The organism is Erysipelatoclostridium sp. MSK.23.31 (assembly GCF_019125875.1).
GTDB classification, from domain to species: Bacteria; Bacillota_I; Bacilli_A; order Erysipelotrichales; family Coprobacillaceae; genus Thomasclavelia; species Thomasclavelia ramosa.
Genome location: NZ_JAHOCB010000017.1, coordinates 1 through 12544, shown reverse-complemented (window position 1 = coordinate 12544; position 12544 = coordinate 1). Strand labels below are relative to the sequence as shown.

General features: G+C 31.1%; 12 protein-coding genes. 6 read left to right on the top strand and 6 right to left on the bottom strand.

The window, feature by feature from the left end:
* Nucleotides 1-4 precede the first annotated feature (4 nt).
* The 5 genes from KSU54_RS09010 to KSU54_RS08990 form a co-directional block, all read right to left on the bottom strand.
* A complete protein-coding gene (locus KSU54_RS09010) occupies nucleotides 5-1372 on the bottom strand; it encodes a PTS sugar transporter subunit IIC (protein WP_117792149.1) in 1368 nt (455 codons plus the stop codon).
* Between the two features lie 16 nt (nucleotides 1373-1388).
* The gene (locus KSU54_RS09005) at nucleotides 1389-1709 is read right to left on the bottom strand and encodes a PTS sugar transporter subunit IIB (RefSeq protein WP_003535631.1); all 321 of its coding nucleotides are present in this window, start codon (nucleotides 1707-1709) and stop codon (nucleotides 1389-1391) included.
* Between the two features lie 24 nt (nucleotides 1710-1733).
* Nucleotides 1734-2057, bottom strand: coding sequence for a PTS lactose/cellobiose transporter subunit IIA (locus KSU54_RS09000; RefSeq protein WP_008792575.1), 324 nt, complete (start codon nucleotides 2055-2057; stop codon nucleotides 1734-1736).
* 86 nt (nucleotides 2058-2143) lie between these two features.
* Nucleotides 2144-2722, bottom strand: a complete 579-nt coding sequence (locus KSU54_RS08995; protein ID WP_008792574.1) for an RDD family protein — start codon at nucleotides 2720-2722, stop codon at nucleotides 2144-2146.
* 10 nt (nucleotides 2723-2732) lie between these two features.
* Nucleotides 2733-4640, bottom strand: coding sequence for a BglG family transcription antiterminator (locus tag KSU54_RS08990; protein WP_003535628.1), 1908 nt, complete (start codon nucleotides 4638-4640; stop codon nucleotides 2733-2735).
* A gap of 167 nt (nucleotides 4641-4807) precedes the next feature.
* On the opposite strand from KSU54_RS08990, the gene KSU54_RS08985 reads away from it, so the two are divergent.
* From KSU54_RS08985 to KSU54_RS08960, 6 genes are all read left to right on the top strand, one after another.
* Nucleotides 4808-5158: an arsenate reductase family protein gene (locus KSU54_RS08985; protein ID WP_003535627.1), complete on the top strand. Its 351-nt coding sequence runs from the start codon at nucleotides 4808-4810 to the stop codon at nucleotides 5156-5158.
* Nucleotides 5158-5943 (top strand): zinc dependent phospholipase C family protein, encoded by a 786-nt coding sequence (locus KSU54_RS08980; RefSeq protein WP_008792573.1) that lies wholly within the window; start codon nucleotides 5158-5160, stop codon nucleotides 5941-5943. The genes KSU54_RS08985 and KSU54_RS08980 overlap by 1 nt, the downstream gene beginning before the upstream one ends.
* Nucleotides 5944-6145: 202 nt before the next feature.
* Nucleotides 6146-6928: a zinc dependent phospholipase C family protein gene (locus KSU54_RS08975; RefSeq protein ID WP_117561337.1), complete on the top strand. Its 783-nt coding sequence runs from the start codon at nucleotides 6146-6148 to the stop codon at nucleotides 6926-6928.
* On the top strand, nucleotides 6921-8144 hold the full coding sequence (locus tag KSU54_RS08970; protein ID WP_008792571.1) for an MFS transporter: 1224 nt from the start codon (nucleotides 6921-6923) through the stop codon (nucleotides 8142-8144). The genes KSU54_RS08975 and KSU54_RS08970 overlap by 8 nt, the downstream gene beginning before the upstream one ends.
* Nucleotides 8145-8265: 121 nt before the next feature.
* Nucleotides 8266-9693 (top strand): hypothetical protein, encoded by a 1428-nt coding sequence (locus tag KSU54_RS08965; protein ID WP_040434129.1) that lies wholly within the window; start codon nucleotides 8266-8268, stop codon nucleotides 9691-9693.
* A complete protein-coding gene (locus tag KSU54_RS08960; protein ID WP_003535622.1) occupies nucleotides 9674-11059 on the top strand; it encodes a hypothetical protein in 1386 nt (461 codons plus the stop codon). Before KSU54_RS08965 ends, KSU54_RS08960 begins: the two co-directional genes overlap by 20 nt.
* 512 nt (nucleotides 11060-11571) lie before the next feature.
* Here KSU54_RS08960 and KSU54_RS08955 read toward each other — a convergent pair.
* Nucleotides 11572-12544 (bottom strand): tyrosine-type recombinase/integrase (locus KSU54_RS08955; protein WP_226817388.1); only part of this gene is annotated, 973 nt, incomplete at its 5' end.

Here is a 12544-nt window from a genome sequence, read left to right as displayed (position 1 = left end):
CCTCCTATAAATCATCAAATGATAAGTCATCTAATGAAAAATCGTCTTCTTCTGCTTCATGAACTGCATTAGCTTCGTCGTTAATATATTGCTTATCCATAATTTTAATAAACGGCATGTAAATAAAGATTCCTAATACTAGTAAGACTGCTTGCAAAATAGCACCAACCCAGTTAGTTGCCAAAAATCCAGAAATAATTACTGGGGTTGTCCATGGAATATTAATCCCTGAGCAAATCGGTACTAACCCCGCAGACATCGCAAGATAAGAAATAATAATATTGATTGTTGGCACCAAAATAAACGGAATAATCATTGTTGGATTTAACACGATTGGTAACCCAAATACGATTGGTTCATTGATTCCAAAAATCCCTGGTACTAATGATAATTTTCCTAATTCTGTAATTCGTTTAGATTTACAGAATAATAACATTGCAATAATCAATGATAATGTTGAACCACAACCCCCGAAAGTTGCAAATAAATCTTGGAATTGTTGACAAATAATATGTCCTTCACCAACACCCGTTTTAAAGAATTCAATATTTTCTACTGACAATGTTTGTAAGATTGGATTAAATACAGCACCAACTACTGAACCCCCATTTACTCCGAAGAACCAGAATAAATGCAAGAAGATATAAGCAATAATCATCGCTCCTAAAGTATCTCCTAAATTAAGTAATGGTGTTTGTAAGAATTCAAATATAATTTGAAACACATTTGTTCCTAAAAAACCAAATAATAAGTTAATTGCAAAGAAGAAAGTCATTACAACAGTTGCTGGAATTAAAGCCGCAAACGATTGTACGACAGTAGGCGGTACTCCTGCCGGCATTTTAATTACCCAGCCTTTTTTCTCAACCCATGAATAAATATGCACAGCTACAAATGCACAGATAATTCCAACAAAAATACCTTTTGCCCCAACCCATCCAGTTGGGATACCTATTAAAGATACTGGTATTTCTTTACCTGCCATTTCTACAGTTCCTTCTACCGTATAAGGCATGATCAAGAACCATCCCATGATAGCTACCGCTGCTCCAAATATTTTATCAGTCTTCATCTGACGAGCAAATGAATAAGCAATCCCTACTACAGCAAAGACTGCCATAATAGTAAAGGTTGCTCCTGATGGCTTTTCAATAAAAGCAGCTAATGTCTCCCCTGTATTTGAATTAATGACTACTGAACTTAACCATTCTGTCCATGCAGGAATTGGAAAATTTGCAATCAGTAAGAAAATTGAACCGGCAATCAATAATGGTGTTGATACTAAGAACCCATCACGAATTGATACTAAATATTTATTACGGCCAATAGCTTCAGCTAAAGGCATTAATATTTTTTCAAGTTGTTTAATCATTCTTTTACCCTCCTTTTTATTTATTTGCTTTTATCAGTCTAATCGCTGATTTAAGAACTTTTTCACCATTCATCATGCCATAATCACCTTGATCGATTACAGCTATAGGAATTCCTTGGCTACCAAATTGTTCTACCGTTTCCTCATACATGTATTTCACTTGTGGTCCTAATAAAATACAGTCCGGACGATCCTCTGAGATAATCTCCTCTAATTTATTGTGGGGAAAGGCAGCAACTTTAATAGGTAAATTATGTTGATTAGCAACATCCTGCATATTACTTGCCAACATACTTGTTGACATTCCCGCACTACAAAATAGATAAACTTTTTTCATTTCTTTGTCCTCCCTTTGTTATTGTTAATATTTTTCTAATGCTTTGACCCGTTCATTTAAACGAATAATTTCTAAAGCCATGACCTTAATTGTTTCAGCTGACATTAATTGATCTTCGGCATGCATTAACAGAATACTTGGTACAACATGATTTCCACTAGCTTCTTGTTGAATCAATTCACTATGGGCTAAGTGTCCACCGTTAAAAGATTCTTCACCTTCCTTGATTTTTGCTCTAGCTGCATCAAATTCACCATTAGCAGCAACCTTCATTGCTTCAATAAAACTTGATTTAGCCATTCCTACAGCTGATATAATTTTAAAACTCACTAACTCTAAACCATCCATTTTTTATCCTCCAATACCCTTACAATCAACATTATAAGTAATTAATTTTTTTATTGTTGCTAGTCATCTTTCCTAGACTTAGGAAATTATTTACATAGCACTACTTTAGTATTTCCTAAATAATCATGCAAAGTACGATGTTCTCCTTTAAATAAATAAAGTAAAATACTGATTCCACTAATTATAAATCCTGCATACATCAAAGGTGTAACAAAATTTGTTTGGGTAATAATCGTAACCAGTTCATGCCAGATTGCACTTGCAGTATATAAAACACCCTCAATTACAATAACTCCCAATAATTGTCTTAATAGCATATTTTTTATTGTTACTTGCTCATTATTCACTTTAACAATTTTGATTTTACAAATTTTCTTGCCGAGCGTTTGCCCCGGATAAATATAAGCTGGAACAATTACAAAGTAAAAAATTGCAAATAAAACAGCTAAAATTCCTGCAATGATCCCATATGGCTGTTTAAATTCAACAATGTTTTGATTTAACATTGTATTCGTTAACTTTTGTGAAATAATCGCAATCGGAATCGCAGTACATAAAGCCCCGACATACCAGTCAATTAAATAGCTTATAAATCGTTTTACTAATGGAGCATCTTCATACCTTATTTTTCTTTCTTTTTTCGCTTTTACTACTTTAGTTGCCATCTTTCTCTCCTTACATTATTACTTGTTCCATAAATTCTTGATGTTCCCGAACTTCTAACAGTTGGGTGAATTTATTTGAATCACTGACAATACTACTCAACCAGTCAAAAAAGATTTTCAATAAATGATTATCTGTTTCTCTGATTGCAAGAAGAATAATCAATTTCACTTCAAAACCACCCCAAATCACCGGTTTATCTAAAATTAAAGTTGATATACATGATTCATTTGCTGATACTTCAATTGAATGTGGTACTGCAAATCCATTTACAAAAGAAGTTGCAGAAACTGCTTCACGCCTAAAAACATCTTCTTTATAGCTTTGTGTTGCTAACCCTTTTTCAATCAGTTCATCACATAAATAATCAATGATTTCCTTAGGATTATTCATAGTATTTTTTACATGAAATAAATCTTCACGCATCAATTCTTTGATCAATGAAACAAAATCATCATGATAGCGATGCTTATCTAAAATATTTAGTGTCTGAAATACTTTACTTTCATCTTCATAATTAATAAATAAAGTTACTTGGACTGTTGGGATATTTAAATTATGTTTTAGTGGTACTGTTGTAATAATCAAATCCGGTTCTTCTTCCTTAACCATCGATTCTTCAAAAAAGCCATAGCTTTGAACAATCATCATTCGTTCTTCAAAACGAATTTTTAACTTGTCCCGACACATCTTTGATAGCATCTGATTATTAGGAATGATCATAATCGCACGATAGCGTTTTAAAGAATTGACCCGATCGTACGCTGCTCCTAAATGCAAAGCTAAAAACGCTAATTCATTTTCATTAATATTAACCTCACAAGTTTCAGCTAATACCTCGCCTGCACGCACTGCCATTTCAAATACTAAAGGATACTTACGTTTAATTTCTTGAAGATAGACATTAGTTACTTGAACATTATTTTTTTGACGCTCTAACAATGATTGTAAGTGCATTGCTAAACCCACTTTTAAATCCTTATCTTTTGAAAAATCAATATCAAAATATTCCTTAACTTCAACAATTACTGCTTCAACTAAATGTTCAACATCGACTGCCAGCTTTTCTTTGATAATATCCTTACGATAATCATTTGCCCTTTTTCCCATTAATAATAAAGCAAATAAAATTACTTCATCAGTAACAAGTTCAATATTGATCATCGTACTAACCTGTGTAAAGAAGTCATATGAAATCTGATATTCTCGACTGCTTTCTAATTTTTCACTAATTGTTTGATTCTTAATATAGTTATGATTAATGATCCGCTCAATCGCCACTCCGGCATGAATCATGATCATTGGAAAAGTCATCTCATGAATCTGATAATCATATTTTTCACAAATTTCTTCTAGTATATCTTTCACTTCTAATAGATCAAAACTATTCCATAATCCTGCAATTGAATTTAAATTCATAAAATTCCCTTGTGTCTCTGCCGTCAATAACTGTTTGTATAACTTTCGCTTATCTGTTTCATTTCCTTCTAAACTAATATAATTTTTAGATCTAACTAGTTTTAAACTAGGGTAATCATTAATCATTTTACGGATCTTTTTTATATCATTATCAATTGAATAACCACTTACAAAAACCTGATCCTGCAAGGCAATCAAATTAATTTCATGACTTTTAAACAAAAGTTCTTGAATAATATATATACAACGTTCTTGGGAAGTTTGTGGGATTATATCTTTAGTTTCAATATCCTGCTTATGCAATAATGTCTCATCTAAACGATATCCTAGACGTTTATTAGCCTGAATCAGTATACAATCATAATAATTATTAATATTCTCTATATCTGAACGAATTGTTCGGTCAGATACATTTAGAACTTTTGCGATTTCTTTACCAGTAATCCATTTTCCATAATCATTTAAAAGATCAATAATATTTGTTTGGCGTTTGTTTAGCATTTCTTTATCAGCTCCTTTTATAATATATCACGCATTCATTTTCCTAAGTTGCAATCTTTTTTCCTAACTGTTAGGAAAAATATCCGGGTTAAATTATAACTTATTTTTCTATGCATAACATTGTTAAAATAGGATAAAATGAGTTAAACTATAGACGAGGTGAGAATATGATAAATTTTATTGAATATCCAAAATGCAGTACTTGTAAGAAGGCCAAGAAATATCTTGATGAACTTGGGATTGATCACCATGATCGACATATCGTTGAAGAACGTTTAAGCAAAGAAGAATTAACTGCTTTGTATCAAAAAAGCGGCTTACCGCTCAAACGCTTCTTTAATACTTCTGGCTTAAAATACAAAGAACTCCAATTAAAAGATAAACTTCCCACAATGACTGAAGATGAGCAATTAGAATTGTTAGCTACTGATGGGATGTTAGTAAAAAGACCAATTGTTGAAACTAAGGATAGTGTATTAGTTGGTTTTAAAGCCAATGAATACGATAATCTAAAATAATGCCGGCAGCTTATAGTCATTATCGTCTTGGACAACTAGTGCTTGATAAATTAAATCAGCCCCTTAAACGTGTCTTGGAAACTAATCAAGATCTATTTGATATTGGATTACATGGTCCTGATATTCTTTTTTATAACCGCCCATATATCCATAGTAAAATCAATCGTTTAGGTAGTGCTATGCATAAAGAAAGAGCTGACATCTTTTTTTACCAAGCTTTAGAAATCTTAAAAGAAACCAAAAGTGCCCCACAATTTGCTTATCTTTGTGGTTTCATCTGTCACTACATTCTTGATAGTAACTGCCACCCGTATATTAATACGATTATCAAAGAAACTGGTGTAACTCATTTTGAAATAGAAACTGAGCTCGATCGTTATTTTATGGTCAAAGATCGTTTAGATCCTCTAAGAACTAAATTAACTGATCACATTAAGGTTAATGATCATACGCTCAACAACATTGAGCCATATTTTAAAGCAACAAAAAAAGAACTCTATAAGAGTCTTAAAGGGATGAAGTTCTATGATCGTTTATTATTAGCACCACAGTTTTATAAACGGGGCTTGATTTACCTAGTTTTAAAAATCACGTTTACATATAAACGATTCCAGGGGTTTGTTGTAAATTACAGACCAAATAAATTAGTCGACCCATACTTAGAAAAGTTAGAAAGTTTATTTAATCAAAGTATTAGTGAATCATATGAAGCAATCTACAATTTTATTGATGTAATTAAGTATGATCGTTCTCTATCATATCGATTTGAACATAATTTCAAATAAAATTATTGCTTTTTAAATATAATCTATCGAACTGTTCATTATAAATGAACAGTTTTATTATTAATAAATTGTAATTATTCTTCGAATTACAGTATAATTTAATCAAAAGATTTCTTAGATAAATATTTACCTAATCTTAAACTAATCATGCTCGTTCAACAAATAATATCTTTATATAATATCCAAGAATGGGAGGTTAACTATGCCGGCAAGTTATACACATCAGCAATTTGGGAATCAAGTTTTAAATAAGCTTGAAAATACTACAATTAAAAAAATTATTAATGATAATTTAAATCTCTACAATATTGGTCTTCAAGGCCCTGATATTTTATTTTTCTATCAACCGCTTAAAAAAAATCCTGTCAATACTTTAGGTAATCAGCTACACCAAGATATTGCACGAGCTTTCTTTGAAAATGCGATGAAACTTCTAAAAGAACAACCAAACGAAAAATCATTAGCCTATATTTTGGGTTTTATTAATCACTTTATTTTAGATAGTGAATGTCATGGTTACATCGATAAAACAATGATTAATCGTGAAATTGGTCACTTTGAAATCGAGCGAGATTTAGATCAGCGATTTATGATACTAAACCATGAATCATTTAACTATTCAACCCCAAAACATTACCAGATCAATCTTGAAAATGCTAAAATTATTGCTCCGTTTTTTAATTTAGCTCCAGCTACGATCTTAGCTTCTTTAAAATCATTTAAACGCTTTAATCATCTTTTTGCTTGCCGGAGTGTTTTAAAAAGATCTTTGATTCTAACAGGAATGAAAATTGTTAATGCTAAGTCATACTGTGGAATGGTCATGACTGCAAAACCAGAAAAAAGAATTGAAGAAAACATTGATATATTAGTTAATCTTTTTAACCAGTCGATAAATATTGCCACAAAGGAGATAATCGAATATTATTACAGTTACCAGAACAATACTGCAATATCAAAACGATTTAATTACAACTATGAATAAACTAACAAAATTAGAAAAGTATTGGGTTTTATATGATGTCGGAAATTCAGCATTTGTATTATTAGTATCAACTATTATTCCAATCTATTTTAAAAACTTAGCTACTGAAGCCGGAATATCTTTAAGTGATTCTACTGCTTACTACAGCTATGCTATTTCAATTTCAACATTGATTGTTGCATTAGCAGGACCTATGCTGGGAAGTATTGGTGATCGTAAAGGTGTGCGCAAACCAATCTTTACATTCTTTATGATGATGGGAGTATTAAGCTTAGCTGCCCTTTCTATTCCAGTTGGCTGGATTGTATTTTTAGCTATTTTTATCGTTGCTAAAACGGGGTTTGCGACCAGTTTGATCTTTTACGATTCTATGCTGGTTGATATTACGACATATGAGCGGGTTGATCAAGTTTCTTCACACGGATATGCTTGGGGCTATATCGGTAGTTGTATTCCTTTTACAATCAGTCTACTATTGATTTTAGGTTGTGATACAATTGGCCTTTCAACTGTTATGGCAACAGCAATTGCCTTTATCATGAATGCTTTGTGGTGGTTTTTTATTACTATCCCATTATTGAAAAACTATCAGCAAATTAATTATACAACCGCTAAAGAACCAATTATTAATAATTTAAAACGTGTTCTAACTAGTATTAAAAATAATAAAAAGGTACTCTTCTTCCTTATCGCATTCTTTTTCTATATTGATGGTGTTTATACTATTATTGAGATGGCAACTTCATATGGAAAAGATGTTGGAATTGATGATAATAGTTTACTACTAGCTTTATTACTTACTCAAGTAGTAGCTTTTCCATTTTCTTTGATTTTTGGAAAACTTGCTAAAAAATTCCCTGTTAAATCATTGATCCTTTCTTGCATTATTGGATACTTTTTCATCGCTGTCTTTGCTTTATGGCTTGATACAGCTTGGAAATTCTGGGTATTAGCTGTTTTTGTTGCTGTTTTTCAAGGCGCAATTCAAGCATTATCGCGATCATATTATGCTCAAATCATTCCAGAAAGTCAGGCGAGTGAATATTTTGGAATTTTTGATATATTTGGTAAGGGAGCCTCATTTATGGGAACTTTATTAATGGGGATTACTACTCAAATTACAGATAATTCAAAATACGGAGTTGTGGTGATTGCATGTATGTTCGTTATTGGTGGCATTATTTTCAAGTCTAAATGCCATAATCAAGCAGACTAAAGTCTGCTTTTTTATTATCTTACAAGTCTTTAAAGCAAAATAATGATAAAATTAAAAAAAGGGGAAATTATTAATTTACTTGATAAATTTGATTACTATATGATGAAAGGGGAAATCAATCATGTTACGACTAAACAAATTTACCAAAATAACAAGTATCTATATTATCACCATGATGATGATTACTACAATCTTCACTTACTTTGGCTATTATGCACATAAAGCAACAATAAAAGATGACTGGCCAACTAAATATGTTGCTGATGATATTAATGATGATTTAAAATATAACTATTCACGGTTTACAGATGTTGTTATAGCTAATATTGATCGAAACGTCACATCAGTTTATCTAGCCTTTGATGAAGATTTTCAACCATTCTTAGCCCCTCATGAAAGATGGCGCTTTGCTGCTAAAAATGGTGATAATATTGCTGAGGTTTCACTCAGTGAAATCAGCTATCAAAAATTAAAATCAATATGTGAAAAACTTATTGCCTTGATGGATGAAGATAAGACTAAAACAATCAATGTAACTTTTAATTATTCTGCAATTACCGATAACCATATTATCGTAAGTAATTTAGTTTACTTTGCAATCAATGACGAAGTATATATCTCTAATGACTCTACTGCTACCATTACTTGCGAACTCACAAATCTATATACACCATTTCTAGATATTCAGATTCCATCAGATGAAGACTGGAATGGTTATTATTATAATTCAAACATTAAAATATATAACTATTTAGAAAATTTCTTTAAGCAAAATTATACAAAAACTCAAGATGACGGTTACTATAAACTATCGACCCCTGATGATGATCCGTTTAAAATAAATAACGAAGCAGAAGAAAATGCATATAATTTTAGTTACTGTATCCAAAAACTGTCACGCGAATATAGTCATCATGACTCATTTTCAGCTAAAGAATTTGATTATCCTGATGATCGTCTTGGCTATCTAGTCTGGAATCAAGTAGACGATTATTATCAAAAATATACTATTTTTAATTATTTTACTGACTATTACTATATATATCTTCTTATTGGCATAACTAGTATTCTCTTTATTTTAATCTTAAAACGAAATATCATCACTTTACCACAATATGAAACAATTGTTCTTAATCCAGTTCCCGCAGTTACACCAAAGAATGTTGAAGATGTTGACATTGAACCGATTATTACTGAACTTATTGATAATAGCTCAAACTTATTACAATTTAAAAAATTGATTTTATCATATCAGCCTCAGACAACTATTATTAAAGGGAATCGTAAACAAATAACAAAACTTATAACTACTTTATATAATTTTGCGATTAGATATAGTGCTAGTAATGATAATTTATCGATTATTTTTATCGAAAACGGACTATCCTTCACTAATGATAATTTTACTTATACTACTGAAAACTTAACTGCATTAAATGACTGTTTAGAAATTATTAAAATTCATAATTATGAGTATACTTTTGACCACAATAATTTATTATTTAAACAAATAATTAAAGGAGCAACCGATGAAACGAATCCACTTTAATAAACTTGCTAAAATAATGATTCTTATAACTTTTAGTATCGCTATCATAATAAGCTTTTTTACATACCAAGATTATCAAAAGGCTAAACAGATCTATAAAGACGATTCACCTGTTAAAATTGTTGCTGATAGTATTAATGATGATTTAAAAATTTCTTCATATCATGTTGAAGATGCCGTTAATGCACAATTCGAGCGTATTCTTACAAATACCTATATTGTTTATGATGAAGAGCTTAATCCCTATTTACCAGCCAGTGAAACTTGGTCAATGACTATAAATAGTAATAATAAAGAATCAGTTATCTCATTAAAGCAGCTAAATTATGATCAATTAAAAATTTTAAGCCAATATCTACTTTCTCAAGTATCAGAAAATAATATTGAAACAATTAATGTTACATTAAATTATGATCAAAACAACAATGATTTTATTGAAGTTTCAAAACTATCATATTTAGCCTTTGATGAACAAGTTATTTTAGGGCAAGCAAATTCTTCAACAATTACTTGCCAGCTTGTCAGTCTAGACTGCCCTTTAATTACTATTTATGAATATGATAGCGACTATGCTTACAATTATACCCTGCAATCTTATGAAAATTTAGAAAAATGTTTTAAAAAAAATTATCAAAATCTTGATCAAAACGGTTATTATCAAAATATTGATTCTAATCAAAAGCAGATTCTAGAAACAACAAGTACAATTACATCAAGTATTTGTATTCAAGAATTATCAGGAAAATATAGCCAGCATACTGACTTTAATGAGCTATATGGAATTAATGATTTTAATGAAAAAGGCTATTTAGTCTGGTATCAATTTGATGGTTTATTTGAAGAGTATACCTTTTTTGATTATTTAGCAACACACTATTATAACTATTTATTAGCGCTCATCCTTTTAGGGATGATCTATCTTGGAGTAGGAATAATCTTTGCTGAAAAAAAACAAATTCCAGTTTCTCCTGATTCTAAAGCTTCGAGTTTTGATTCGATTCCAGAAAATATAGAAGAAATAGATATTTCACAACTAATCACCCAATTAGTACACAACAGTGCTAATGTGTTGAATTTTAAAAAGATAAAGTTATCCTATAAACCACAAATGATGATTATCAAAGGTAATCGTGAACAGATAATTGATTTGGTTACAAGGTTATATAATTTTTCTCTGCGCCATAGTAATCAAAACGACGAACTAATTATTGAATTAAATCATCATAAAATAACTTTTTCAAATAATAATTTTAATTATCTTGATGATGATCTAAAAACCCTTAATGACTGTATTGAGATTATTAAAAGACACCAATATCACTATTCTTTTACTAATCGGAGCTTATCAATAAAGATCGGAGCATGAAATGAAAAGAATCGATATTAGCTATAGAGCTAAACTTATCACTCTTGCTTTTACAATAATTATTAGTCTATTTAGTTATTAAAATTATATTAATTTTTTAATAAATCACCAAAGTGAGAACCCAGTAAAAAATTAGCTAATGCTGTTAATAAATCCAAGCGATAATTAGAACCAGTATTTGTATCAAGAAAACCATTTGCTTGCGGAAATATTTTTAATGGCAATCATCATTTTAATAATCAAAGATAATACAAATAAAGTAGTCTTCATTTCTTCAAAACAAGGCTTGTCTAACAAAATAAAAAATTTTTACTTAGATCAATATATTAATAAATTAATTGATAAAAATTATATATGTCTTTTTGACTATCTTTTTATATCTCCTTAAATGTCCGCAAAGCCTTATTTTATAGGCTCTACGGGCATTTTGCTTTTGTGGTAAACCTCACATATCTAGGTCTATCTTCTTATATTTTCGCTATCAAGCGTGGTTAAAATCGTGGTAAATACTTCTATGCGATTAGACGCTGAACCTCTGATTTTGCGGTATCTATGGACGCATGAGCGTACCAGTTCATTGTGATACTAATGTTTGAATGTCCCATGATATACTGTAAATCTTTTGGGTTCATGTTCTTGCTTGCCAGTCTTGTGCAGAATGTATGGCGTAGCGTATGCGGTGTGATATGTGGCAAGGGATTGTCCTTGTGGTGCTTGTTATATTTCTTTACCATACGGACAAATAAGGCGTTGTAATCAATCGCAACTTTGGGCTTGCCTTTATGATTGACAAATAAGAAATTGCTCTGTCCGTCTATCACAAATGGTTCTGCCTTTGGGCGTTTCTTCATAACCCGTTGAAATGCCTGTATTGTTTCTCTACTTAATGGCACTTGTCTTATTCCGCTTTTCGTCTTAGGCGTTTCAATATAATAGCCCTGTTCCTTGCTCTTTAGTAACTGGTGGTCGATAATTACAACTTCATTCTTGAAATCAATATCAGCTACTGTCAGTCCGCACAGTTCCGAGATACGAAGTCCAGTCTTTAACAGTATCAGCACATCATCATAATGCTTGTGATACACATTGTCTGTCTTGATAAATGAGAGTAAGGCTTGTTCCTGTTCCTCTGTCAATGCGACTTTCTCTTTGGTATCATTTTCTAGGACTTCACTTAACTTAAAATCAAAAGGGTTCTTCCTTACACAATCGTCTTGTATGGCGATATAGAATGACGCTTTTAACGAGCGTTTATGGTTGTTAATGGTGTTATAGGAAAAGCCTTTATCTTTCATGCGTAACGCCCATTCCTTAGCGTCAGAGGGTTTTATCGCATCAATGCTCCTAGCACCCAACTTGTCCTCTTTCAATAACCGCATGAGTTGTTCCCGTTGTTTTTGTGTGCTTTTCTTCACATTCGCCCTCTGTAAGTTCTGTTTGGCATAGAGTTGGCAAAGCGTCATTTTCTTGCCTGTGCTGTCGATA

Bases quoted from the DNA above. Each gene is read 5' to 3' on its own strand.
- KSU54_RS09010 (WP_117792149.1), bottom strand. From the start codon at position 1,372: ATGATTAAACAACTTGAAAAAATATTAATGCCTTTAGCTGAAGCTATT.
- KSU54_RS09005 (WP_003535631.1), bottom strand. From the start codon at position 1,709: ATGAAAAAAGTTTATCTATTTTGTAGTGCGGGAATGTCAACAAGTATG.
- KSU54_RS09000 (WP_008792575.1), bottom strand. From the start codon at position 2,057: ATGGATGGTTTAGAGTTAGTGAGTTTTAAAATTATATCAGCTGTAGGA.
- KSU54_RS08995 (WP_008792574.1), bottom strand. From the start codon at position 2,722: ATGGCAACTAAAGTAGTAAAAGCGAAAAAAGAAAGAAAAATAAGGTAT.
- KSU54_RS08990 (WP_003535628.1), bottom strand. From the start codon at position 4,640: ATGCTAAACAAACGCCAAACAAATATTATTGATCTTTTAAATGATTAT.
- KSU54_RS08985 (WP_003535627.1), top strand. From the start codon at position 4,808: ATGATAAATTTTATTGAATATCCAAAATGCAGTACTTGTAAGAAGGCC.
- KSU54_RS08980 (WP_008792573.1), top strand. From the start codon at position 5,158: ATGCCGGCAGCTTATAGTCATTATCGTCTTGGACAACTAGTGCTTGAT.
- KSU54_RS08975 (WP_117561337.1), top strand. From the start codon at position 6,146: ATGCCGGCAAGTTATACACATCAGCAATTTGGGAATCAAGTTTTAAAT.
- KSU54_RS08970 (WP_008792571.1), top strand. From the start codon at position 6,921: ATGAATAAACTAACAAAATTAGAAAAGTATTGGGTTTTATATGATGTC.
- KSU54_RS08965 (WP_040434129.1), top strand. From the start codon at position 8,266: ATGTTACGACTAAACAAATTTACCAAAATAACAAGTATCTATATTATC.
- KSU54_RS08960 (WP_003535622.1), top strand. From the start codon at position 9,674: ATGAAACGAATCCACTTTAATAAACTTGCTAAAATAATGATTCTTATA.